This window comes from Pleomorphochaeta naphthae (assembly GCF_055396005.1).
Window position 1 is genome coordinate 106180 of record NZ_AP042457.1, and the last position, 25679, is coordinate 131858.

At 28.5% G+C, this 25679-nt stretch carries 26 protein-coding genes; 12 read left to right on the forward strand and 14 right to left on the reverse strand.

Going from position 1 to position 25679, the window contains the following annotated elements; translation table 11 throughout:
• Positions 1-30 precede the first annotated feature (30 nt).
• The 3 genes from ACZ5SO_RS00465 to ACZ5SO_RS00475 all read right to left on the reverse strand — a co-directional run bounded on the left by ACZ5SO_RS00465 (position 31) and on the right by ACZ5SO_RS00475 (position 1705).
• Entirely contained in the window at positions 31-720 is a 690-nt protein-coding gene (locus ACZ5SO_RS00465; RefSeq protein ID WP_464626012.1) for a cytochrome c biogenesis CcdA family protein, read from the reverse strand.
• Positions 720-1253 (reverse strand): thioredoxin family protein, encoded by a 534-nt coding sequence (locus tag ACZ5SO_RS00470; RefSeq protein ID WP_464626014.1) that lies wholly within the window; start codon positions 1251-1253, stop codon positions 720-722. The genes ACZ5SO_RS00465 and ACZ5SO_RS00470 overlap by 1 nt, the downstream gene beginning before the upstream one ends.
• A gap of 158 nt (positions 1254-1411) precedes the next feature.
• Positions 1412-1705, reverse strand: a complete 294-nt coding sequence (locus ACZ5SO_RS00475; RefSeq protein ID WP_464626015.1) for an ArsR/SmtB family transcription factor — start codon at positions 1703-1705, stop codon at positions 1412-1414.
• Positions 1706-1946: 241 nt separating this feature from the next.
• On the opposite strand from ACZ5SO_RS00475, the gene ACZ5SO_RS00480 reads away from it, so the two are divergent.
• The 4 genes from ACZ5SO_RS00480 (at position 1947) to ACZ5SO_RS00495 (ending at position 6248) form a co-directional block, all read left to right on the forward strand.
• Complete coding sequence (locus ACZ5SO_RS00480; RefSeq protein ID WP_464626017.1) at positions 1947-2279, forward strand: ArsR/SmtB family transcription factor; 333 nt, start codon at positions 1947-1949, stop codon at positions 2277-2279.
• Between the two features lie 53 nt (positions 2280-2332).
• Positions 2333-3691, forward strand: coding sequence for an FAD-dependent oxidoreductase (locus ACZ5SO_RS00485; protein ID WP_464626019.1), 1359 nt, complete (start codon positions 2333-2335; stop codon positions 3689-3691).
• A gap of 152 nt (positions 3692-3843) precedes the next feature.
• A complete protein-coding gene (locus tag ACZ5SO_RS00490) occupies positions 3844-5478 on the forward strand; it encodes a sensor histidine kinase (protein ID WP_464626021.1) in 1635 nt (544 codons plus the stop codon).
• Positions 5478-6248: a response regulator transcription factor gene (locus tag ACZ5SO_RS00495; protein WP_464626022.1), complete on the forward strand. Its 771-nt coding sequence runs from the start codon at positions 5478-5480 to the stop codon at positions 6246-6248. The genes ACZ5SO_RS00490 and ACZ5SO_RS00495 overlap by 1 nt, the downstream gene beginning before the upstream one ends.
• Before the next feature lie 362 nt (positions 6249-6610).
• Here ACZ5SO_RS00495 and ACZ5SO_RS00500 read toward each other — a convergent pair whose 3' ends face one another.
• Positions 6611-8464: an IS1634 family transposase gene (locus ACZ5SO_RS00500; RefSeq protein ID WP_464625568.1), complete on the reverse strand. Its 1854-nt coding sequence runs from the start codon at positions 8462-8464 to the stop codon at positions 6611-6613.
• 263 nt (positions 8465-8727) lie between these two features.
• On the opposite strand from ACZ5SO_RS00500, the gene ACZ5SO_RS00505 reads away from it, so the two are divergent.
• From ACZ5SO_RS00505 to ACZ5SO_RS00515, 3 genes are all read left to right on the forward strand, one after another.
• Positions 8728-9756, forward strand: coding sequence for an extracellular solute-binding protein (locus tag ACZ5SO_RS00505; RefSeq protein WP_464626024.1), 1029 nt, complete (start codon positions 8728-8730; stop codon positions 9754-9756).
• Between the two features lie 83 nt (positions 9757-9839).
• The gene (locus ACZ5SO_RS00510; RefSeq protein ID WP_464626025.1) at positions 9840-10910 is read left to right on the forward strand and encodes an ABC transporter ATP-binding protein; all 1071 of its coding nucleotides are present in this window, start codon (positions 9840-9842) and stop codon (positions 10908-10910) included.
• Positions 10900-12555, forward strand: coding sequence for an ABC transporter permease (locus tag ACZ5SO_RS00515; protein ID WP_464626027.1), 1656 nt, complete (start codon positions 10900-10902; stop codon positions 12553-12555). The genes ACZ5SO_RS00510 and ACZ5SO_RS00515 overlap by 11 nt, the downstream gene beginning before the upstream one ends.
• A gap of 60 nt (positions 12556-12615) precedes the next feature.
• On the opposite strand, the gene ACZ5SO_RS00520 is transcribed toward ACZ5SO_RS00515, so the two are convergent.
• The 3 genes from ACZ5SO_RS00520 to ACZ5SO_RS00530 all read right to left on the reverse strand — a co-directional run bounded on the left by ACZ5SO_RS00520 (position 12616) and on the right by ACZ5SO_RS00530 (position 14364).
• Entirely contained in the window at positions 12616-12822 is a 207-nt protein-coding gene (locus tag ACZ5SO_RS00520; protein WP_464626028.1) for a hypothetical protein, read from the reverse strand.
• Positions 12823-13000: 178 nt separating this feature from the next.
• Positions 13001-13909, reverse strand: a complete 909-nt coding sequence (locus ACZ5SO_RS00525) for an IS3 family transposase (protein ID WP_464626030.1) — start codon at positions 13907-13909, stop codon at positions 13001-13003.
• 11 nt (positions 13910-13920) lie between these two features.
• A complete protein-coding gene (locus ACZ5SO_RS00530; RefSeq protein ID WP_464626031.1) occupies positions 13921-14364 on the reverse strand; it encodes an HTH domain-containing protein in 444 nt (147 codons plus the stop codon).
• A gap of 322 nt (positions 14365-14686) precedes the next feature.
• Here ACZ5SO_RS00530 and ACZ5SO_RS00535 point away from each other — a divergent pair, with 322 nt between their 5' ends.
• Positions 14687-14959: an ACT domain-containing protein gene (locus tag ACZ5SO_RS00535; protein WP_464626032.1), complete on the forward strand. Its 273-nt coding sequence runs from the start codon at positions 14687-14689 to the stop codon at positions 14957-14959.
• Between the two features lie 9 nt (positions 14960-14968).
• Positions 14969-16333, forward strand: a complete 1365-nt coding sequence (locus ACZ5SO_RS00540) for a DUF711 family protein (protein WP_464626033.1) — start codon at positions 14969-14971, stop codon at positions 16331-16333.
• A gap of 73 nt (positions 16334-16406) precedes the next feature.
• Here ACZ5SO_RS00540 and ACZ5SO_RS00545 read toward each other — a convergent pair whose 3' ends face one another.
• Positions 16407-16679 carry a hypothetical protein gene (locus ACZ5SO_RS00545; RefSeq protein WP_464626034.1) on the reverse strand — a complete coding sequence of 91 codons (273 nt, stop codon included), beginning with the start codon at positions 16677-16679 and terminating at the stop codon, positions 16407-16409.
• Between the two features lie 208 nt (positions 16680-16887).
• Between ACZ5SO_RS00545 and ACZ5SO_RS00550 the strand changes: the two genes are divergently transcribed.
• From ACZ5SO_RS00550 to ACZ5SO_RS00560, 3 genes are all read left to right on the forward strand, one after another.
• Positions 16888-17859, forward strand: coding sequence for a D-2-hydroxyacid dehydrogenase (locus tag ACZ5SO_RS00550; protein ID WP_464626036.1), 972 nt, complete (start codon positions 16888-16890; stop codon positions 17857-17859).
• A 282-nt stretch (positions 17860-18141) separates the two neighbouring features.
• Positions 18142-19731: a BCCT family transporter gene (locus tag ACZ5SO_RS00555; protein ID WP_464627856.1), complete on the forward strand. Its 1590-nt coding sequence runs from the start codon at positions 18142-18144 to the stop codon at positions 19729-19731.
• On the forward strand, positions 19724-20407 hold the full coding sequence (locus ACZ5SO_RS00560) for a S1 family peptidase (RefSeq protein ID WP_464626038.1): 684 nt from the start codon (positions 19724-19726) through the stop codon (positions 20405-20407). Before ACZ5SO_RS00555 ends, ACZ5SO_RS00560 begins: the two co-directional genes overlap by 8 nt.
• A 78-nt stretch (positions 20408-20485) precedes the next feature.
• Here the strand turns inward: ACZ5SO_RS00560 and ACZ5SO_RS00565 are convergent, their stop codons facing one another.
• From ACZ5SO_RS00565 to ACZ5SO_RS00590, 6 genes are all read right to left on the reverse strand, one after another.
• Complete coding sequence (locus ACZ5SO_RS00565; RefSeq protein ID WP_464626039.1) at positions 20486-21814, reverse strand: alpha-amylase family glycosyl hydrolase; 1329 nt, start codon at positions 21812-21814, stop codon at positions 20486-20488.
• Positions 21815-21918: 104 nt separating this feature from the next.
• Positions 21919-22521, reverse strand: a complete 603-nt coding sequence (locus ACZ5SO_RS00570) for a TetR/AcrR family transcriptional regulator (protein WP_464626040.1) — start codon at positions 22519-22521, stop codon at positions 21919-21921.
• Between the two features lie 263 nt (positions 22522-22784).
• Positions 22785-23483, reverse strand: coding sequence for a peroxiredoxin (locus ACZ5SO_RS00575; RefSeq protein WP_464626042.1), 699 nt, complete (start codon positions 23481-23483; stop codon positions 22785-22787).
• A gap of 23 nt (positions 23484-23506) precedes the next feature.
• Complete coding sequence (locus ACZ5SO_RS00580; protein WP_464626043.1) at positions 23507-23806, reverse strand: ferritin family protein; 300 nt, start codon at positions 23804-23806, stop codon at positions 23507-23509.
• A 189-nt stretch (positions 23807-23995) separates the two neighbouring features.
• Complete coding sequence (locus tag ACZ5SO_RS00585; RefSeq protein WP_464626044.1) at positions 23996-24985, reverse strand: caspase family protein; 990 nt, start codon at positions 24983-24985, stop codon at positions 23996-23998.
• On the reverse strand, positions 24982-25584 hold the full coding sequence (locus ACZ5SO_RS00590; protein WP_464626045.1) for a hypothetical protein: 603 nt from the start codon (positions 25582-25584) through the stop codon (positions 24982-24984). The genes ACZ5SO_RS00585 and ACZ5SO_RS00590 overlap by 4 nt, the downstream gene beginning before the upstream one ends.
• Between the last annotated feature and the right edge of the window lie 95 nt (positions 25585-25679).

Here is a 25679-nt window from a genome sequence, read left to right on the forward strand (position 1 = left end):
AATTTTAATTAATTATATTTTTATAAAAATTTAAAAACCTAAATAGAACATATAAAAACCAATTAGTAAAATCAAAAATCCCATAATATTTTTTAAAACAGAACTTGCTTTACCATATTGAGGGGAGTTTGAGAGTTTTTGAACAAACCCTATAGAAGTTCCGGCAACAATAGATAAAATTCCGTGTCCTATAGAATAAAGTAATAATAAAACTATTCCCCAAACTATGTCATTTTGACTTGCAACAATAGCAAGGAGGGCAATTAGAACAGGAGTTGAACAAGGAGATGAAAAAATTCCACCAAGAATACCTGCTATAAAAGCTCCGATAAAACCTTTTTTAGTGTTTTTTGAAACAAGATAACTAGAAGGAATAATTTGATAAATATCCCAAGTTTGTAAAGCCATTAGAATCATAATAGTGCCAAGTAAAAGATACCACCAAGAAGCAGAAGTTCCAATTAAACGACCTACTAAAGAAGCAATAACTCCAAAGGTAGTAAAGGTGATTGCACTTCCTGCTACAAAAGTTAATGATAGATAAAAAGATCTTTTAACATCATTTTTTCCAACGCCTCCAACATAGCCAATAACTAAAGGGATACTTGAAAGGGAACAAGGCGTTATTGAAGTTAAAAGCCCAGCTAAGAGAGCAATAAAAGGAGCAATCCACCTATTTTCACTAATTAAGATAGATAAACTTTCTAAAATTTCTTGCATTAATTAACTCCCATATCCTTTAAAATAATTCTCATATCTTCTTCGCTTAGACCACCTTGATGAACAGTAAAAACATGTTCATTAGTCTCTCTAGAACTATACATAATAAAATTAATTTCAATATCTTCACTTGGAGTGTACGGAGAGCCATCACTATTTATTAAAACTTGAGTTGGGATAACTTGAATTGGGAACCCATTAGCACCATTTGCATTTTTCCAAACATCTACGAATTTAATGATAGCTTTATTTTGCATTTCTTCATTTAAAGTTTTTAAAACTGGAGCCATTTCTTTACAAGGAATGCAAGAATCTGCACCAAAATCTATAATTATAGGTAAGTTATATTTTTTGAGTTGTTCTAAATTTATTTCATTAGCTTCTAAAACAAAATCCTCATTAACTTCAATTTGAGAAGGCTCTTCAGCCACCACAGGGTGAGTGTTTTTAACTTTCCAAAGAATTAAAAGTATAAGTACAATGAATACTGGAATGAAAAGTCTAATAAGTTTTTTCTTTTGATTATCTTCCATAATTAGTAATTACCTCCAATGTTGAATTTACTAATGTATTATTTAATTAAACAATTAACTTTTTATTCAAAGTCTTTGTTTATACACTTAAATTAGGCTATTAATAGTCTATTATTAATAGGGTTATAAAGATTGATTATAAAATATACTTGGTTTAATTATTCAATATTCGTTTTTTCTTTAAGAATCTTAAGGGCATAGTTACAACCACTCTTAGATATATGATAATGAGTCCATTTCCCTTTTTGAACACTTTCTACAAGGCCAGATTCTACTAAAATTTTCATGTGGTAAGATAGAGAAGATTGGCCAATATCAATTTTCTCAAGTATTTCACATCCACATTTAGTTCCACTTCTAAGTAAATCTAAAATATGTAGTCTTTGTTCATCACAAAGAGCTTTAAAAATTTTTGCATATTTTTTATTATTTTGATCCATTAAATCTCTCATATCTAAAATTTTCGATATGAGAATTGTAAATGTCAAATCGATATTTGTCAATCTAAATTTTTAGTAATTAAGTTGCTACTAACAATAACCTAAATATATGATAAGTAGTAATTTAAAAAGTACATTTAATTACATATTTTTTTTAATTTATTTTGTTGATAGATAAATTTTCAAGTGTTAATCTAATTAAGTAAATGCTTAATTAGATGAGGTAAAAAATATTTTAGAATTAGTACAAATAATGAGTGCTTTATCAGATAGTAATCGTTACAAAATAATTAATGAATTATTGAAACGAGATTATTGTGTAGGTGGGTTAGCACTTAAATTAAATATAACGGAAGCAGCAGTCTCGCAACATCTTAAAGTTTTAAAAGAGGCTGGATTAATTTCAGGTGAAAAAAGAGGCTATTTCAAGCACTATAGGGTAAATCAACAGTTACTTAAAAAAGTTTCTCAAGAACTTAATAAGTTAAGTGATGCAAAAAGAGAGAGAGATTCGTTATGCCCTCCCTCAAATAAGGAAGATTGTCCATTATGCCGAGCAGGCTTAATAGAAAATAAAATTAAATAAATATATTAGTAAGCCCTAAAATAAGGACTCTACAATATGAGGAGGACTCAATAATGAGAAAAGTAGACGTCGTAGTAATAGGAGGCGGTGCTTCAGGATTGCAAGCTGCAATCACAACTAAATCAACTTATCCAGAAAAGGAAGTAGTTTTAATTAGAAAAGAAAAACAAGTTTTAATTCCTTGTGGTATCCCTTATATTTTTGGTTCCTTAAGTGATAGTAGTAAGGATATTTTACCTGACAAACCATTAACTGGAGTTGGTGTAGAAATAATAATTGATGAAGTTAGTGATATTGAAGTTGAAGAGCACTCATGTAAAACTAAAAGTGGCGAGACTTTTTTTTATGAAAAATTAATCTTAGCCTTAGGTTCTAAACCTACACTTCCAAAATGGTTAAAGGGTGCAGATCTTGAAAACGTATTTACTATTCCAAAGAATAAAATCTACTTAGATGATATGTTAGATAAATTAAAAACAGTAAAAAAAATAACAGTAATCGGAGCTGGTTTTATTGGAGTTGAAGTATCGGATGAATTAAATAAAAAAGGTTATGAGGTAACTTTAGTTGAAATAGAAGAAACAATTTTAAGCAGGGCCTTTGATAAAGAATTTGGTAAAATAGCTGAAGGCCATCTAAAAGAGAGAGGTTTAAACTTAATCACAGGAAAGGGTGTTGCTCAAATTAAAGGTAAAGATGGTAAAGTTTCACAAGTTGTTTTAACCTCTGGAGAACAACTTGATGCTGATGCTGTAATTCTTTCAATGGGATATGCTCCTAATACTGAAATTGCTGCTAAAGCAGGGCTTGAATTAAATCAATTTGGCTTTATCAAAACTTGTGAATACATGAGAGTCCTTCCCTGCTCAACAGATATAATAGCTGTTGGAGATTGTGCAGAGAAAAGAGATTTTGTAACAAGAAAGCTTGATAGAACAATGTTAGCTTCAACAGCATGTGCTGAAGCTAGAACTGCTGGAATGAACCTTTATACATTAAGTCCTTGTAAACCTTTTACAGGTACAATAGCTATTTATGCTACTGCAATTGGAGAGCATGCTTTTGGAACAGCTGGAATTACAGAAGCTAAAGCAGTTGCAGAAAATTTTGCAATTATTAGTGGTAGTTTTTCTGGAATAGATACTCATCCTGGAAATATGGCTAATACTCATCCACAAATTGTTAAATTGATAGTTGCTTCAGATTGTGGAATGATTTTAGGTGGGGAAGTATATGGAGGATCTAGTATTGGTGAATTAACTAATGCAATTGGATTTTTAATTCAAAATAGAGTAACAGTAAAAGCCTTATTAACAATGCAGATTGGAACCCAACCTTTATTGACAGGCTCTCCTGCAGGATATCCTTTAATTAAAGCTGCTGAAGTTATTGTAAAGAAAATGAGGAAATAATATTTCTTTTTATTTATTATGTTTGAATAATGCCCAACTTTTGAAAAATTAAAGTTGGGTGTTTTTTTTAAGATTGTAAAAAACAAAGGTAAAAAAAATGTTAAAGGCAAAAGCCTTGCTAAAAATACTATATCACATTTATTATAGAAAAGATGAACTTTGAAAACCAGCTTAGAAAAAATTTTTTAACTTTTGCTATAAAGTTAATTATAGTTATATTTTTCTTATTTGTTTCAATTACATTATTGATAAGTGTAGTTGAGAAGAATATGTACAAAGAGGAGAGTATAAATTTTTTGGACACAACTTTTCAAAATTTAAATGATAAACTCCAAAACCAAATGATAAATCATAATTTGGATGAAGATTATATAATTGAAGTGGAAAATAATAGGGTCGATAAAAAATTAGTTTCAACTACTGATTATTCTTTTTCAAAGTCAATGAATCTACGCTACTATTATAATCTTTATGATAGTGATTTAAATCCAATTTATGAAGAACTTAGTTTTTCAAATCTAAGATATAAGATGTATTTAGATATCATTAGGGATAGAATAAATGAGAATAATCCTTTAGCTTTTTTAACCTATACTGATTTAGACAGCGATAATTCTTATTTAGTATATTATTCTGGTTTATACAAAGATGGTTTATTGATAGCAATAGATACTTTTGTAATAGATATTAATGATTTAAGTTATTTTTTATTACCAAAATCTGGAAATTATGTTATTGCTAATAAGTTCAATACAGTAATTGCAAGTAATAACTATTGGATTTTAAACTCAGGTGAAGACTTTAAATATTCAAGAATATATAAATTAAATGGGATACGATATAAAGTTACAAAAGTAAGCAGAGATTATTATACAATTTACTATCTAGAGGAAACCTTTAGCTTAGAAAAATATTATTTTATTCTATTTTTTATTCTTCTCCTCATTGTTTTTTTCATTATCTATTTTTCAAATACAGTTATAAGAAAAATTGCGAAGAAAAACTCTAAAAGTATTGAGTCCATAATAAAAGATACAAATATAGTCTCACACGGAAAACTAGACCATAAAATAAATGAGAATTTAGATGGAGAGTTTAAAAATTTATCAAAAAATATAAATCAAATGATAGACAGATTAAATTCAGAGATTAAATTAAATAAAGAATTAAGTGAAATAAATATTATTTATGAAAAAAAGAAATTGGATTCACAGTTTAATCCACATTTTTTATATAATTCATTAGAAACTATAAGATATTCTATGATGTTTGATGTAAAAGAGACAGAAAAATATATTTTAGAGCTAAATTCTATCTTTCGCTATTCCATAAATAATAATATTAACTATTCAACACTTGAAAGTGATTTAACTTATCTAAAGAAATATCTAAATCTTTATAAATTTAGGTTTAAAGATAAACTAACCTATAATATAAATATGAGTGATGAAATAAAAGATGTAAAAGTCCCTAAATTATCTATCCAACCCTTAGTTGAAAATAGTATAAAATATGGGTTTAAAGATAGTACCAAAGTTCATATAGAAATTAGTGCTGAAATAATTAATAACTTATGTTATATTAGGGTGTATGATACAGGTGTAAGTATAAGTGATACAATAATTACTGAAATAATGGAAACTTGTAAAAAGGAGAAAAACTTAACAAATCATATCGGAGTTCATAATGTTCTAAGACGATTTTTAATCCTTTATCCAAATTCTAATTTGGATGTGAGAAGAGATGAAAATGGGACCGTGTTTGAGATTAGTTTTGAAATAAAATAATGTATAATGTAGCAATTTGTGAAGATGAAGATATTATTAGAAAAGGATTGATGTTTAGTTTTGATTTTTCTAGTTTAGATTTAGTGGTAGTTGCTGATTTTGACAATCCTATTTCTTGTCTTGATTATTTAAAGAAACACAAAGTTGATATTATTATCACTGATATTAAAATGCCTCTTATAAGCGGGCTTGAAATGATTGAAAGAATTGAAAATAGGAAAAATTTCGAGTTCATTATATTAAGTGGATATAGTGATTTTGAATATGCTAAGAAAGCAATAACTTATGGAGTTACAGAATACTTAGTAAAACCATTAGATCATCAATTATTAAAGAACTCTTTAAAGAAAGCAATTGCAAATCTTGATGATAAGAAGCTAATAAATAAGGCTAAATTTCAAGCAAAAAATATATCAAAAGTTTATCAAGAAATTGATAGTGATGACAAATTATTGAGAGAAATTATAGATTTTATTAAATCTAACTATATGAAGAAAATAAAATTAGACGATGTTGCAACTCAATTAAATTATAGTGCTTCAACTATTAAAAATAAACTTAAGCAAAATGACATTACTTTTAATACAACCTTAAATAGTTATAGAATATATGAAGCAATTAAGTTAATTAGTTTAGACAAATATCCTATCTATCAAATAGCAGAAATGGTAGGCTTTAACGATTATAAATACTTTTGTTCAAAATTTAAAAGTTATACAGGTTATTCTGTTACAGAATTGATTAAAAACAATGAGAAAATTAGTTTTTAAATATCAAAAGCTAAGTTAAAAAAATCACAAAAATTATTAAATGTCTATTTTTACTATAAAGTCTGTCCTTTTGTGGTATGTCAAACTGAAAATACCGATGGTAAAATTAATTATCCTGTCTTTGACAGCAAAAAAAGAAAAAATTTCATATAATTCTTTACTCTAAAAGAACTTATAAGAGGTATTCATTTACAAAAAGTTGTAGTTTTTTTTTGTAATTTTTGGATTTTTTTAACAATTTTTTTACTTTTTTTCTTAATATCTTTGTTTAGCACCGTTTTTTACATATTTGCCAAATAATTCCTTTACGTGTAAATAATTATAAATTTATTCTAAAACATTTTTTTGTAGTACTTTCAGTTTTACTTTTTTGTTTTAGCTATTATTTTCTTTATCTCTCCGATTGTTAAATATTTCCTATTAAATGTTGTTCCTAGAGTTTCATCTATTCTTTCTAATACTTTATTATAATAATCAAATATATAGAAATTATTTTCTAATTTAGATCCATTCGCTTTTCTTAAACTTTCTATGATTTCTTCTGTCGTGAATTCTTCACCTACATTTTTTTCTAATATTCTAACAATAGTTAGAGCAATAAAGCATATTAAGAAATGACAATCAATTCTTGGTTCTTTATAGTGATAAACTGGTCTAACTTCAAGATTGCTTTTTGTTATCCTAAAGGTTTCTTCTATCTCCCAAAGGCCTCTATACATTTTTATAATATCATAGCCTGATACTTTTTTATTTAATTTAAATAAACCTTCTTTTGTGAATTTGCTTTTACCTTTAAATGGCTTTTCATCCTCTTCTAGTCCAACTACATTTGTAAATATTACATAATATCCATCTAAAGCTTCTTCTTTCTTTAATTTTTCTTCATCAAATAATAGTTCTACATTTTTAGGTGGAACAAGTTCACCATCATCTTTGATATAACATTCTTTAATATATTTGTAGCTTCCAAAAGACTTATTTAGTTTTTGATTGTTTCTTACAAGAGTCTTTGCTTTTTCTAAAGCTGACTGTCTATCTTTTTTTGCTTTCCTAGCATATTTTTCACTATAAAAAAAGATTTGTCTTTCTTTTATTCTTATTTTAGTTGTTGTTTCATGTCTTATATCAGGAACATTAATTTCTCTATCAGTTAGAATGTCTTTTAGCTTTAATATTTGAGTTTCTCCATTATCTCTAAGAATCGAGTTTTTACTTTCATATCGTTGAGCAACAGGTATCTCAACATATTTATAGTCTTTTTGGTCCAATACAAACTTTTGGAAATCACTAGAAGCTCCTCTAATAGAAGCACTAATTACATATCCATTTCTTTGGGCTCTAATTCTACTAATGTTTTCACCACTCATCATACCTTTATCACCAACAATGATGATATTTCTGAGATCAAGGTTTAATCTAGTCTCTCCCATCATAGGTATTAAAGTTTTACAGTCATTAGTATTTCCTGGGAATAATTGGTAATTTAGAGGTATGCCTTGGTCATCCATAAATAATCCCATTTGGACTATTGGATTAGGTCTATGTTCTTTTGAGACACCTTTTCGTCTAAATTCATCATTATCATTTACTTCAAAGTAATAATTTGTTACATCATAGAATAATAATGTTGTATCTCTATTATATTTTTCAATAATTTTCTTATTTAAATGAACAAATAAATCATCTTTCCAAGATACTAAATTATCCATAAATCTATATATATGTTGAGATGAAAAATCCATTTTTTCAAAGAATTTACCCTTATTATTGTAAGCTGATAATTTAGATCCTGGGAAAAGGATTCTTGAATAGACTAAAAGCTTAAGTATTGCATTAGCGTTGTATTGAGAGTTATTACTTCTATTTCGATTATTAATAAATTTATCTAATTCTAATTGATGATAAATAACAGATAGTGCTGCAGCTCCTAAGCTTTTCCTATTAGTAGCAATATCTTCCTTATCTAAGGTTTCAAGTTCTTCAAATACAGAGATTTCTATCGATGTTTTTTTCTTCTTTTCTTTTAGTTGTTGAGACTTTAATCTATATTCTTCTTTAAAATGAGCAATTGGATCATCATATAAGTGAGCATAATCTTCAGCATAACCTAATTTTTTAATTATTCTTTGCTTAACCTTACCATTTTCTCTATAAGATTCTCTAACAATCATTATATGTTTACCAGTCTTTTTCTCAGGAAGAATACTTACATACATAAAAAAGCCTCTCAAATATTAATTTATTACACTTTACATTGTACTATATGCTTTAAAACTTGTCAACGTTCACGACGTTCACAATAAAATGTAAGTAAAAAAGTATAAAAAAATAGAAGCTCTTTCGTTAACTTCCCATTTTACGTTACTTATATTGTTTGTTACTTGTAAATTATTAATTTCCTAACTGTCAAACTCCGGTGGTATGTCAAACTGAAAATACCGATGGTAAAATTAATTATCATTTAGAAAGGAGTAGATAAATGAAAAAAATATTAGTTCTTTTGCTAGCAATAATTGCTACTATGGGCTTTGCTTTTGCTCAAGGTTCAGAAGAAAAAGCTTCTGAAGATTCCAAAACTCTTGTAGTTTATTCACCAAACTCAGAAGGCCTTATTCAAGCTGTTGAGAAACCATTTGAAGAAAAATATGGTATTTCTGTTGATATTATTTCAGCTGGTACAGGTGAATGTATGAAAAGAATTGAATCAGAGAAAAATGATCCTCAAGGGGACGTTATGTATGGCGGAAGCTATGCAACACTTTTAGGAAGACCTGATTTGTTTGAAACTTATGTAAGTAAAAATGATGCTAACTTAGTTGAAGCTTATAGAAACGAAAGTGGCTATGTAACTAAGAATACACTTGATGGTAGCGTTATTGTTTATAACAAAACAAAATTAGCTGAAAAACTTCCAGGTGTAACTATTAAAGGATATGAAGATATAATTAAATATGGTCCTCAATTAGAAGGTCAAATTGTATCTGGTGACCCTTCAAAATCTTCTAGTTCATTCGCTCATCTAACAAACATGCTAATTGACTTTGGTGGATATGAAAGTGATGCAGCTTGGGCTAAAGTTGCTGAAATCTTTAAATATACTAAAGTTTTAGGTTCTTCATCAGCTGTTTGGAAAGGTGTTAGAGATGGTGAGTATACAATTGGTTTATCATATGAAGATCCATGTTTAACTCTAATTAATGATGGGGCTGATGTAGGTATTGTTTACATGGAAGAAGGGACTGTATTTTTACCAGCAGGTAGTGCAATTATTAAAGGTGCTAAAAATTTAGAAGCAGCTAAATTATTTATCGATTTTATTACATCTAAAGAAGTTCAAGATGTATATGGCATGACATTAACAAACCGTCCTGTTTATCAAGATGTTCAAACAGCGGATTATATGAAACCTCTTGATGAAATAAACGTAAAGAATGAAGATACTGCTTATGTAACAGCTCACAAGCAAGAACTTGTTGATCGTTACATCGATATGTTCACTAGTCTATAATTAACGTTCAAATAAAAAAACAACAAACATAAAAGAAGTAGCGTCTTCTTTTATGTTTGTAATTTGATTAATAGGAAAAATTTATGAGTGTAGCAATAAATATACAACATGCAATGAAGGCATATGGTAAAAATGTAATTATTCCAGATTTAGATGTACAAATTAAAGATAAAGAGTTTTTTACATTATTAGGACCATCAGGTTGTGGGAAAACAACATTATTGAGAATGATCGCAGGCTTTAACACTATAGAGGGTGGAGATTTCTATTTTAATGATAATAGAATCAATGATTTAGACCCAAGTAGAAGAAATATTGGTATGGTATTTCAAAATTACGCTATTTTTCCACATTTGACAGTTCGAGAAAATGTTGAGTTTGGATTAAAAAATAGGAATTTCAGTAAATCTGAGATAGGTCCTATGGCTGATAAATTTTTGAAATTAATGCAAATATATGATTACAAAGACAGAATGCCAGAGAGATTATCAGGAGGCCAACAACAGAGAGTTGCTTTAGCACGTGCATTAGTTATTATGCCAGATGTGTTGTTAATGGATGAACCTCTTTCAAATTTAGATGCTAAATTACGTCTTGAAATGCGTCAAGCAATTAGAGATATTCAAAAAGAAGTTGGTATTACTACAATATATGTAACTCATGATCAAGAAGAGGCTATGGCCATCAGTGATAGAATTGCCGTTATGAATTTAGGGGAGATTCAACAAATTGGTAGACCTCAAGAGATTTATCATCGTCCTTCAAATGAATTTGTTGCTAGCTTTATTGGTAGAACAAATATCATTATGGGTGAGTGTGACAAAAATGAAATTACAATACTAAACCATAGGGTTAAGCTAAATAATATTAATTATAAAGGGAAAGTTAAAGTCTCTATTCGTCCTGAAGAATTTATAATCACAAATGATAAGAGTGCTATCCCAGCTGTTATTAAAGATACAATCTTCTTAGGATTGAATACTCACTTCTTTATGGAATTACCAAATAAACAAATTGTAGAAATCATAAAAGAAAGTATGATTAACAATGAAAATGAAGTTGGTAAAACTGTTTATCTTACGGTGAATACAGACAAAATTAATGTATTTAACGAAGATGGTTCAGATAATTTGGTGATTGCCTATGAAAAATAAAAAATCTAAATTTAACTTGTGGTCCTCATCAACTGTAGGTTTATTAACACTATATACTATATTTTTAATAATTCCTCTTTTAGTATTGTTATCTGAATCTTTTATAGATTCAAAAACAGGACTTTTTACTTTAGATAATTTTAAAAGATTTTTTGAAAAAAAATATTATTATTCTACTCTATTAAATTCTTTTAAAATTTCAATTGTTATAACTTTTGTGGCTGTAGTGTTAGGTACAGTTTTAGCTTTTTTCTTCGCAAGATTTAAGATAAAAGGAGCTAAAGGATTACGAATTTTAATTATTTTATCTAGTATGTCAGCTCCATTTGTAGGTGCTTATTCTTGGATTTTACTTTTAGGTAGAAATGGTGTTGTAACTAAATTTTTTGAGAACTTATTACATATACAAATGCCTGATATTTATGGATTTAAAGGAATTTTACTTGTTCTCTCTTTACAACTTTATCCTCTAATATTTTTATATGTTTCAGGAGCTTTTTCAAATGTTGATAATTCATTATTAGAAGCATCAGAAAATTTAGGCTGTACTGGTATTACTAGATTTTTTAGAGTTATCTTACCTTTAATACTTCCAACAGTTTTAGCTGGTGCTTTATTAGTCTTTATGAGATGTTTTAGTGATTTTGGAACCCCAATGCTAATTGGAGAAGGGTACAGAACATTTCCTATAACAATATATGATGCATACATGTCTGAATTAGGTGGGAATAATGGGTTTGCGGCAAGTATTGCAATTCTTGCTATTATAATTACTTTAATTATTTTCTTATTCCAAAAATTCCTTTCAGAAAAGAATGCATTTACAATGAATAGCATTAATAAGATTAGACCAAAAGAAATTCACGGTGTAAAAAATGTTTTAATCCACATTTATTCATATGTATTGATCTCTTTATCAATTGCGCCACAAGTATATGTAATTTATACCTCATTTAAAAAAGTAAATGGAACAGTATTTACTAGTGGCTATTCGTTTGAAAGTTATGTTATAGCTTTTTCAAAGATGGGAAATGCAATAAGAAATACTATTATAATTCCACTAACAGCTTTAATTTTTGTTTTAATTATTGCTGTATTTATAGCTTATCTAGTTGTAAGAAGAAAATCTAAAATTACTGCAATTATTGATACAGTTTCAATGATTCCATATATTATACCAGGTATTGTAGTTGGTATAGCTTTATCAAGTGCTTTTAACAAGCCCCCACTTGTTCTAACAGGAAGCATGACAATTATGGTAATTGCATTAATTATTAGACGTTTACCTTATACAATTAGATCAACAGTTGCAACATTACAACAAATACCATTAACTGTTGAAGAGGCATCTCTTTCCCTCGGTGCAAGTAATGCTAAAACATTTTGGAAGATAACAATTCCAATGATGTCAGCCGGGATAATTTCTGGAGCAATTTTATCATGGATTACGATGATTAGTGAGTTATCTTCAGCTATTTTATTATACACTGGAAAAACAAGAACTTTAACTATTGAAGTTTACACTCAAGTACTGCGAGGAAATTATGGAGTTGCTGCAGCACTAGCAACTATATTAACACTATTAACAGTTGCTTCTTTGCTTATTTTCAATAAGGTGAATAAAGGCAGAGATTTATCAATGTAGTCTAGTTGTTTTAGATTTAATTAAGTCGTTGTTTAATATTAAAATTTTACAACGACTATTTTATTGATTAATATCATTAAGGGATCTACCTAGGTTGTTGTTATTTTTAAAACCTATCTTATTACTGTTTGGATAGTGAGCTTGACCTGCGGGGTTACACGCAGGTATCATTGAATAAATCATTTTATCTAATCTGCCAAATTTACAATCTACAGTATAAACTTTAAAGTTGATTTCAGGATATTTTTTTAATAATGCATCTTCCATTGTGAAAGTTATATTGTGAGCAATACCAATTGCCTTAAATAACAGAGTCTTTTATTTGTTAAATTTTATTTAAATTTATATTAAATGTATTAGAAGTATTGAACTGGTTCGCCTTTTTTAGACAAACTTAATTTTACTTAATCTAGTATACCACATTATCCAAAAGTTAAAGTTGTAATTATGCAACTTTAGCTTTGCCTTTTCCAGGAATTATGTAATGGCCTTTCCTCAAATACTTATTATATTGATTAGGAGTCATTTTACAAATATCCCATTGGTATCTTTCATTATTGTAATAATTCATATACTCATTAATACAATATTTTAATTCTTCAAATTTATTACATTCTGTAATATTTATCTCATCTTTCATATGACCAAAAAAGCTTTCTTGCGGCGAATTATCCCAGCAGTTCGCACGTCTACTCATAGAGCGTTTAATATTATACTTCTTTAATTTTCTTCTATATTCTCTTGCAGAGTAATGTACACCCTGGTCACTTGTGATAATAACATGTTTACTTAATTGGCTTCCATATCTATCTATTAATTGATCAACAGTTTCTAGTACAAACTCTTCTCTTAAATTATCTGACAATACAAATGATAATACCTGTTTTGTACAAGCATCTCTTATTACTGATAAATAGGCTTTTTTACTTCTATTAACTCCATAATACATATAAGTAATATCTGTTGTTAATAACTCTCCAGGTCCATAATCTCCCCATTTTCTTTGAACTCTATTTTTAGCATAAGTACTTGTTTGTGTTGCTTTAAGCATTTTTCTATATGGGTTAGCTTTCCTAATTGGACAAAATAATCCATATTTTTTCATCAATCTTCTTATCTTTTCTAAGCTCATCTTATTTGGTGTATCTCTTAGTACCATATAGATTTGTCTAGAACCTTTCTTAAACTTTCTATGCTTATAGACATTTAATATTATATCAAATGCAGATCTATCTTTTGACTCTCTTGCATCACGATTATCTTTAGAATTAAGCCAATAGTAATAACCAGCTCTTGATATTGCCGCTACCCCACATAATTCTTCAACTGTTAATAGATTATCCGGATCTAGCAATTGTGCTTGTATTATTTTCTTTTTTTCTTCCTTCTCTGCTGTCGCGATAGTGAATATTTTTCCTCTATCATGATGTTTTTTTTTAGAAATTCCAACTTTTGATTTAGTTTTTTAATTTCTAATTCTTGAGCTTTTAATTTCTCTTCAACAGATATTGGTTCTTTAATTCTAGGTCTTCCTTTATTATTAACTCTAGTGTCTTCAAATCCATTTGCTCTTGTAGCCTGTCTTTTAACATTATTAGTTAATCCATAAATTCTCTCTCGATTAATAATATCTAAATCAAAACCTAAAGCAAGAAATATATTTTCTGGTGATTGGCCACCTTGATATCTTCTCCAAAATTCCTTTTTAAATTCCAAAGTATATTTAATTGATTTTTCACTAACTTTTTCAACATACTCATTTGCTCTTAATTTAGCAATTTCTTCTTCACTAAAGTACCTTTTACCCATCTAAATCTCCATCAAGACTAGTATACCATAACTAATCTTTTCTAAATATATGATTCAATGTGGTACTTAGGGGCGATTAAGTTTTATTTAAATGTCTAAACTTTCCGTGCCGGTTCAGTATTCTTAATTTTTATAATTTAATTTTTATAATTTATGATTTAAGTAGTAAATAGTAGTAATAGTATTAATTAATCGTAATTCACTCATTTAAGGTGCACAAATTATAATATCGAAGTAACTTATAATAAAATATTAAAGATTACTTACGTAATTATTAAAGTTAAATATTTTAACTTTTTAGATATTTTTGTATACTCAATTTATGGAAAAATCAATTATTAGTGTTCTTGGAAAAGATAGAGTAGGAATTATTGCTCGAATATGTAGCTATTTAGCTGAAAACAATGTAAATATTTTGGATATCTCTCAAACTATTGTTGGGGGATTGTTTCAGATGATGATGATTTGTGATACTGAAAAATGTAGCAAAGAATTTCATGAAGTTGCAGAAGATCTCCATGGTATAGGTGATGAACTAGGTGTTCAAATAAAATTACAAAAAGAAGAAATTTTTGAAAAGATGCAACGCATCTAGGAGGAACTGATGCCAAGTTTAAGTGAAGTTGTTAATACAAACAAAATGTTTGAAAAAGACAACCTAGATGTAAGAACTATTACAATGGGAATAAGCCTTTTAAGTTGTATTGACAGTAATCTTGATGTATTAAAAAAAAATATTTATGAAAAAATAACTACAACAGCAAAGGATTTAGTAAAGGTTGGAAAAGAGATAGAGAGTGATTATGCTATTCCAATAGTTAATAAGAGAATATCAATTACTCCTTTAGCTTTTATTGGTTCTTCAGCTTGTAAAACTAAAGAAGATTATGTTGAACTTGCAATGGTTCTTGATAAGGCTGCTAAAGATGTAGGTGTTAATTTTATTGGTGGCTTTACAGCTATTGTTGCAAAGGGTATGACAAAAAGTGAAGAGCTTTTAATTAGGGCTATTCCTCAAGCAATGGCAAAAACAGATTGTTTATGTGCATCAGTAAATGTAGGATCTACAAAAACAGGTTTGAATATGGATGCTGTTAAGTTGATGGGACAAATTGTAAAAGAGACAGCAATCCTCACGAAAGATAGAGATAGCATAGGATGTTCTAAACTTGTTGTATTGTGTAATGCACCTGATGATAATCCTTTTATGGCTGGAGCTTTCCATGGAGTAACCGAGACAGATAATGTTATAAATGTTGGTGTTAGTGGTCCAGGAGTAATTAATGAAGCAATACAGAGCGTAAAAGGAAAAGATTTTACACAGCTTTGTGAGATTATAAAACAAACATCCTTTAAAGTAACAAGATTAGGACAATTAGTAGCCCAAGAAGCTAGCAAAAGGTTAAATATTCCCTTTGGAATATTAGATTTGTCTTTAGCACCAACCCCTGCAGTTGGAGATTCTATAGCTGAGATATTAGAAAGTATGGGGCTTGAAGAAGTCGGTTGTCCAGGAACAACCGCAGCTTTAGCTTTATTAAATGATCAAGTAAAAAAGGGTGGAATTATGGCCTCTTCCTCTGTTGGTGGGCTCTCTGGTGCATTTATTCCTGTAAGTGAAGATCAGAATATGATAAACGCAGCTGCTAGTGGTGGTTTATGTATTGAGAAATTAGAAGCTATGACCTGCGTTTGTTCTGTTGGTTTGGATATGATTGCAATTCCTGGTGACACAGAAGCTACTACTATTGCTGGTATCATTGCTGATGAAGCAGCTATAGGAATGATTAATGCAAAAACAACTGCAGTTAGAATAATACCTGTAATAGGGAAGACTTTGGGAGAGTCGGCTGAATTTGGTGGATTATTAGGATTTGCTCCAATTATGAAAGTTAACACAAAATCTTGTGCTGACTTTATTAACAGAGGTGGAAGAATCCCTGCTCCAATTCATAGTTTTAAAAATTAGTTTATTTATATATTACTTAGTCTTTTGGAATTTTCATTTTCCAAAAGACTAAAATATTAAATTAAAAATATAATTAACAACAATTAGTAGCTGTTGGATCATTTATAACTAAATCTCCTTCAGTTACAGATATTGTTACTGTTTTACTCCTTTTTAAAACCAGTTCATCCATCAATACTGGAATATCATTTATATAGATGGGCTTATCATTAGGGCCAAGTTTTACTAAGTTAAATAAAAGAGAAGACCCTTTTTCTGTTTTCTTTAATTCTATTTTTAGACAATCTTCATCATTTGATTCAAATAAATTTCCAAGCAACAATTTTGCTTCGTTTGTGATAGTCATTTCTATAACCTCCCAAAATTAAATATCGATTATGTTTTATTATACATTATAATTATAACAGTGGAGATATATTTTATTAGATACAATCGTAATTAATGATAATTAATTGGTTTAAACGTTAATCTTCTCTATAAATAAATCTTTATCATGGCGCAAAAGAAAAAAGTAAGGTATTATTTTATAAATTTTATTTAGGAGCCATAACTTAATGAGCAAGATAAAAACATTAGTATTAGTTAAATTGACTAATAGTGAAAAGAGCATATTTACACAGTTTTCAGATAAACTAGATATAACATTTAAAGATAAAGAAAAATTTAATATAACTAAAGATGATGTTATTGATGCTGAAATTATTATTGGTTATCCACCAAGGAAATATTTAAAAGAATCTAAATCTTTAAAATGGCTTCAACTTATTTCATCAGGTGTAGATAAATATTTAGAAGCCAAAGTTGTTCCAAAACAAACAATTGTAACTAATGCAAAAGGCAGTTATGGTGCTTCTCAATCAGAATTTATGTTTTCACTTTTATTAGCGATTATGAAGAAAATTCATATTTACCGAGACAATCAACTTGAAAGGAAATGGCAGACTGAAGGAAGTGTAAAGATGCTTCGTAGCTCAACTGCAATAGTTATTGGCCTCGGTGATATTGGAAGTGAATTTTCTAAACTTTTAAAAGCATTTGGAGTTTATGTTATTGGTGTTAGACGTGATGAAACAAAAAAATGTGAAAATGTTGATGAATTATATTCATATAAACAATTAGATAATATTATTCCTCGAGCTGATATAGTTGCTATGGTAGTTCCTCTTACTCCAGAAACTAAAAATTTAATTAATTCAAAAAGAATATCTATGATGAAAAAAGGTTCAATTATAGTTAATACTGGCAGAGGTGGAACAATCGATAATGAAGCTCTTTTTGAGGCTCTAAAAAATGGGCAGATTTCAGCAGCAACTTTAGATGTATTTAGCGTAGAGCCTTTGCCTAAAGAACATCAAGCTTGGGCAATAAAAAATTTACTAATTACCCCGCATACTGCAGGCCAAGATTATATGTCAAATAATTGGCAAAAAACTTTGAAGCTTATTGAATATAATCTTAAAGCTTATTGTGAGAACAAAGAACTGAAAAATATTGTAGATAGAGATATCTATGAATTTTCAAAATAGATAAGTAGAAAAATCTCTTTTTAAGCATTTTAAAGTACGGTTGACAGATTTAAAAATTTTTATCAACATAGGGAGAGAAAAAAAAATAATGATTATCTGAAATTCATTTTTAACCTAAAATTTGGTTAAGTCACCTTTAGAATTGAAATAATTTTATAACATATACCCGGAATATTAACTCCGGGTTTTTGTTTTGTGATGTTTTGTTTTTTAGATACATAGGAGTATTTTATTAGTATTCAAAATAAAGAAGATTTTAAAGAAAAGAAGAAAAAATTAGACATACACCCTGTCGTATTTTTCACATCTGCTGGCTTAATAATAGGATTTGTGATTTTTTCTATATTTTTTAATGAGATGGTTGGGGGTATTTTCAATCCTTTACTCAATAGTATTTCTACAAATGCTGGATGGTTTTTTACTTTAAGTGTGAATATAATTCTAATCTTTGTAGTATATATAATGTTTAGTAGATATGGAGATATTCGTTTAGGCGGAGATGATGCTGAACCAGATTTTACAACTAAAAGTTGGTTTGCCATGTTATTTTCTGCAGGAATGGGAATTGGTCTTTTATTTTACGGTGTAGCAGAGCCTATGTTCCATTTTACTAATCCTCCTATACCTATTGAAAATCAAACAGAAGCTGCTCATCAAGCTATGGCATTTACATTTATGCATTGGGGATTACATGCTTGGGCAATATATGCATTAATAGCTTTAGCTTTGGCTTTTTTTAGTTTCAATAAAGGGCAACCTTTGTCTATAAGAACTATTTTTTATCCACTTTTAGGAGATAAAATACAAGGGGGATGGGGAAATTTAATAGATATTTTAGCAACAGTTGCTACACTTTTTGGAGTTGCCACTTCTCTTGGGTTTGGTGTTCAACAAATTAATGCTGGGCTTAGCCATTTATTTAATATTGAACAAAGTCTACCTATCCAGATTGTTTTGATAGCTATAATTACATCAATTGCGACAGTTTCAGTAGTAAAAGGGCTTGATTCAGGAATAAGAAAACTTTCAGAATTAAACATTCGTCTTGCAATGCTGTTATTATTATTTGTATTTATCTTCGGACCCACAATGTTTATTTTAAATGGGTTTGCAGAAAACATTGGTTATTATGTTCAAAAACTTACAGTTATCTCAACATGGAATGAAACATTTGAAAATAGTAGTTGGCAAAATTCATGGACAGTATTTTATTGGGCGTGGTGGATTGCTTGGTCTCCCTTTGTAGGTATGTTTATAGCTCGTGTTTCAAAAGGAAGGACAATTAGAGAGTTTTTAATGGGAGTTTTATGTGTTCCAACTTTAGTTACATTCTTATGGATGACTGTTTTTGGTAACTCAGCTCTTTATTTAGAGATGTTTAAGGGAGGAGGCTTTGCTGAAGCTGTTACAAATAATGTACCATTATCACTTTTCTTATTGTTAGAAAGGTTGCCTTTTAATTCTGTTACATCAATATTAGGAGTTTTAGTTGTTGTAAGTTTCTTTGTAACTTCATCTGATTCAGGTTCTATGGTTATTGATATAATTACAGCTGGAGGAAACCCTGATCCTCCAATCCCTCAAAGATTGTTTTGGGCAATTTTAGAAGGTGTTGTTGCTGCAGCACTTTTGGTTAGTGGAGGCTTAGCTGCACTACAGTCTGCAGTAGTTGCTACAGGTTTACCCTTTGCTTTCGTTTTAATAGTTCTTTGTTTCAGTTTGAAAAAAGGTTTAAATGAATATCTTGGTGTTCAAACTTTTTCAGTTAAGGCAAAAAAAGGTAAAGCAAAAAAATTCCAAATAGAATCAACTGATATTCCACCTGTAATATTTAAGAAAAAAAGAGTAAAAAAGGAAGAGACAAATGTATAAAAATTCCGGACAGAAGTTTATAGGAGCCTGTTTTATTCTAGTTAGAAAACAAGAGAATAGTGTTGTTTTTTTAGGAACTGCATTTTTGGTTCATGAAAAAGGATATCTTTTAACAGCTGCTCACATTATTTCAAATGATAACGATAATCTTATGGTTGCGAGAGTTAAAAATCCTGAGGATTTCTCACAATTAAGTATAGATGAAGTTGCTGCTGTAAATGTTGATGTAATTAAAACTGATGCCTATCATAATATAGCTCTTCTCAAATTACAAAAAGGTTATTTAATTGAAACTCCTGATTACTTAATTGGACAAGTAGATAATTTGAGTTTAGGTTCTGGTTTGATAAATATTGGCTTTCCGTATGGACATCAAGATATGCACCTTCTTGCTGTAAGAAGTAGTATTTTAAGTGCTAAAGCAAAATTGAATAATGGAACAAAACTATTATTATTTGATTCAATGGTGCATGATGGAATGACAGGTGGTCCTTTAATAAGTGTAGAAGATGAAAGAATTGTTGGCCTTGTTATTGGCAGATTTTCTCCCTTAGATGATGGAGGAGATTTTAGTCGAGGAGAAAATTATCCTGAATATAATACTTCAATGAGTTATGCAATATCTATTGAATATGGAGTGGCTCTTTTAAATGATTTAGGAATTGAGATTAATTAAAAAAATCGTATTTTAGCATCCTTTTTTCTACCTTGTATTATGAGGTGAAAAAAGGAAATTTTGTATATCCTTAAATTATTAAGAAACAAGAATTGCTCCCCAAAATTTATTTATTTTTAAATTGTTAATATTAACTACTTCGTCATTTAAAATATCATAATATAAAGAAGTTTCATTATTTATATTAACATAAAAATCTTCTTCATTAGGGTTTATAATAACATAGACAGTTTCATTTTTTGTTTGTCTTTTGAAAATAAAAGGCTTATGATATTCAATCGATATTTCTTCATAATCTCCATAAGTTAAACATGGAGTATTTTTTCTAATTTTTATTAATTTTTTTATGAGAGGGGCTAAATCTTTTTCTGCAGGATTAATATCAGTGATATTAATATAAGGCCTAATGTCCTTATCCAAATTAATATTTTTAACTCCTTTAAAACCCCATTCACTTCCATAATATATTGATGGAATTCCAGAAATAGTAAATAGAAGAATATATATTGTATATAAATAGTGAGGATCATTTACAAGAGTTGCTATCCTACTTTGATCATGGTTATCAACAAAATTATAAGGTTGAAAATAATTATATATTCCTTTTTCCTTATCAAATTGTCTTTGTAAAGAGTGAGCGATTTCAAATAGATTTTTTTCATTATGACTTGAATAAAAACCTTTAAACAGTTCGTAATTAGTAACAGAGTGAAGTTTATTATCACTAACCCAAGTGGTATAATCAGAATCAACTACTTCTCCCATTAGCCAAAAATCTCTTTTTAATTTAGTTGTAGTACTTCGCAATTGATGGATAAACTCCATATCTAAACATTCTGCTGCATCAAGTCTTAGACCATCAATATTAAAGTATTCAATCCAATATTTTACAGCTTCTAATAAGTAATTCATTACCTCAATATTTTTTAAGTTAAATTTTGGCAGTTGATCATAACCACTCCAAGTATCATAGCAAAAGGGATCATTGAAAGAGTTAGATTTATTAAAATTAACATTACTAAACCAATTAACATATTTTGAATTTTCTTTATTCTCTAAAAGGTCTTTAAAGGCGAAAAAATCGCGTCCACAGTGATTCAAAACACCATCAAGTACGACTTTTATATCATTATTGTGTAGTGTTTTTACAAATTGTTTAAAAGATGAATTGTCTGCTAATCTACAATCTATTTTAAAATAATCTGTTGTATCATATCCATGTGATTTTGACTCAAATACAGGACTTAATAAGATAGTATTGAAGTTCATTTCTTTTAGATGTGGTATCCATTTTTCTATTTCAAATATTCTGTTTTCTATTTTTTGATAAGTGTTTTCAAAAGGGGCATTACAAACTCCAAATGTAAAAAAATGATAAATTATAGCGGTATTATACCAATTTTCCATATTAATATTCCTTTGTATCATAAAAGACGATACTATTTTTTTGTATTTACTTACCGTTAGGTATACAAAAATTTTATTTCATATAATTAAATTAGAATTAAATTTTATGCATATATTCCATGCATAAATGTATGAACAAGTTCTTTTGATAAATCAGGAGAGAGGGGAATATTTGTATCTGATAAATATAAGCCAATATATGTATTTATAATTCCAAGTAAACTCCAAGTTAATTGTTTTTCCTTGTTTTTCAAATTAGTGTGAACACTTCCCATCGATGAAAACATATTTATTAAAAGATCATGTTGAGTAAAGTGATATTTTTGTACGATTTTATATGTTGAAGATGATTTAGGCATATATTGATTATTTAAAATAATCCTATAAAATTCAGGATTGTTTTTAGCAAATGTGAAATATGTATTAGTTAAGTTAACTAATACTGGATAAATATCTAAGAAATATGAATCTGGTTTAGGATTGTAAGTTATAACCTTTTCAATTGAATTATTTAAAAGTGTATAATACTTAAGTAATAATTGGTCATAAACACCTTCTTTACTTTTGTAATAATAATATAAAGTTGGCTTTGTAATATTTGCAATGGTTACTATTTCTTGTACAGATACTGCTTCATACCCTTTTTTTGAAAATAATTCTAAAGCACAGTTTAAAATTATTTCTTTGTTGTCTAATATGTTTTTCATTATGCCAACTGTATACCGTTCGGTATATAAAGTCAATAGAAGGTAGGTACATTAGATTTAACTTATTAAAAAATATAAGGGGAAAGTACATTTTTGTTAAAAATAAAATAAGTAACTATAAATTCATATAAAGTTAAGTTAGTTATAAATATAATTATTATGGGTTTTTTAATTTGTAGTTGAGAATAAGAAATATAAAGCCACTGCTTTATCTATTAATAAGATAATAGCAATGGCTATTTTGATTTTAAGTAAAAGATAAATTAACTTAGGATTTCTTCGAGAGTTATATAATCTCCAACATGACCTGCCATTTTTTCAGCATCAGTATTAACTGGTAGAGTTTTCTTTCCGGGTCTCCATCCAGCTGGACATACTTCTCCAGTTTTAGTTGCATGTTGCCAAGCTTGTACTTGTCTTAAGAATTCATTTACATTTCTTCCAACAGAATCTGCTTGAACTTCTTGAGCTACACAAATTCCTTCTGGCGTGAATAAAAACCTGCCACGTAGTGCAACACCTTCTTCTTCTACTAATACACCGAAAGCTTTGCTTACTTCTTGATTAGAATCTGCACCCATCATTAATTTTAAGCCTTTTAATATTGGTTCTGTTTCTGCAAATCTTTTATGTGAGAATTTTGAATCAACAGAAACTGCAAGAATCTCAGTATTTAATTTTTTAAATTCATCGTATTTAGAATTCATTGCAGCAATTTCAGTTGGACAGACAAATGTAAAATCTGCAGGATAGAAACAAATTACAGTCCATTTCCCTTTATAATCTTCACTAGATACTGTAGTAAAATGTCCAGTTTTTGCATCGTATGCATCCATTTTAAATTCTGGCATTTCTTGTCTTACCATTGTTGAACTCATGCTCTTTTTCTCCTCTTCAACTATTTCAGTTGATTCTTTAGTTTTCTTTTTTTTAATTGGTTTTAAGCCCGTGTCGCAACCCATAGAATACCTCCAAGGTTTTTGAATTATTGTTTCTCAATTTCTTCTTCTACTTCCTTAGCACCTTCAGCATATAATTTAGCTTCTTCTGGATCTAATTCATGTAAAAGTCTTAAAAATTCTCCTGCGTGTACTCTCTCTTCATCAGCAATGTCTTTTAATACATCAATAGCTAATTCATTGTCTGTAGATTCAGCTAATTGCATATATAATTGAATCGCTTCATATTCAGCAGCAATCATAAATCTAATCGATCTAACTAATTCTTCATGTGTTAATTTTTTCTTATTTGCTAATCCGGCAAAAGGTGAACTAAATTCAGGCATAATTTTTATTCCTCCATATTTTTTATTAAAATTTTGTTTCCTAATGAAATAATTAAATTGACATAAGTCAGTAAATTTAGTTTATCATATTGAGATTGATTGTCAATAGATAAATTATATTAATTGTAAATAAAACACCAATGCTAACTAAAATTAAGTTAACAAAAACTTTAGAGGATTAGTTTGGCTCTAGTATTTAAATAAAACAAGATCATAACGCCAAGATGAGATTTGGGCAGTTTGAGTTGCTTTTTCATCTATATTATCAGAGACATAGGCCATTAGAGAGTCCAAGCTTAATATCCCATTAGATGTCGCTGGAGGTTCACCTTCGGCTAGAACTCCTTGAATTCCATCATCAGGATCAATTAATTGAGGGAGTCTATAGTAAGATAGAACTCCTTTTTCTCCATCACACCAACCCATTCCTTCTAAAAGAGCTTTTGTGAAATGTCCATGTACCCTTGAATAGCCATATTCAGCAGAAGTTTCATCAGATTTTGCTGCACTTATAATATATATATCACTATAATCACTTTCTTCACTATCATCACTGAAAAATAATTCAAAAGCTTTTGTAAGTGAAAAATCATCTTCTGTTAGACTATAAACACTATCTTGATAAAAATTCCCTGAGTAACAAGAATCAGCAATAATAATTGTTTTACCTGGTACATCTTCAATATCTTCATACAATTCACTAACTGTCAATTTTTGATCACTTGATAAATTTCCCTCATCATCATAACTAAGTTGACCAGTTTCAGTGTTTGTAGTTGCTAAAACAAAACTTCCATCAGAGGTCCCATGACCTGAATAATAAATAATATTAATTGAATTTTCGTCTGCAATAGTTTCCAAGTTTTCAAAAGCTTCTAAAATATTAGTTTTACTTGGGTATGATGAATCCTCAATAGTCTCTGAATCATGACTTTTCCCTATTTGAAAATAACCATAACTATTAATATCTATGTCATTTTCCTCACACATTTGTGTTAAAGCTTTCTGAAATTCTTTTGCATCATTTATTGTTCCTTCAAGATAATTTGCCTGAATTAGAGTATTAGAATAATCAAGACCAATTGAAATTAAATTGATTGAATAATAAGTTTCTTCAACATTTAAATCACAACTGATAAGTAAAAATACTGATAAGATAATAAGAGTTAATTTTTTCATAAAGTTTCCTTTAATTGATTTTTTTCAAGTGAAGGAAGCTTTTTTTCATTTGTGTTTTTTGGCCAATCTAAATTTATACCAATACCAATACCTACACTAGGTGAAAATAGATTTTTTCGATATATTCCATTAAAAATGAAGTTTAAATTTACATCGTAATTTTTTTTGTTATCTAAAATTATTGATGGGATTAAGGATAAATCAAAATACATTTCTTTATTAGAACTTTCTCCTACACTCCCAATACCAACTCCTAATTTTGTGTTTAATTTATATCTTTTAGAAAAATAGTGTCCCCAATCGAAACCTAAAGCTGTTCCACTAAATTTTCTAAGATAAGTATTGTTTGATACAGTTGATCTTGAAACATTTAATAAGGAAATATATGGACCAACTTCATCTTTTTTTAATTTAAAATATAAAAGTTCAATATCAAATGTTGAAGCTATTGATGTCGATACTGTGGTAGTAGAGCTTTCTTCTAAATTTATTGATGGATAATAATATAATCCTGTATCAATTTTTGATCCAACTTGAAGAGCAAAAATATCAGTTAAGGTAAGTGTTAATAAAGTAAAAATTATTAATAATTTTTTCAAATCATATCTCCCATAATTTAAAAATTATGTGTATTTCTTTTTTTAAGCTATATAATCTTATAGTTAAATCTTAGAAAATAAAATTAAAAATTTAA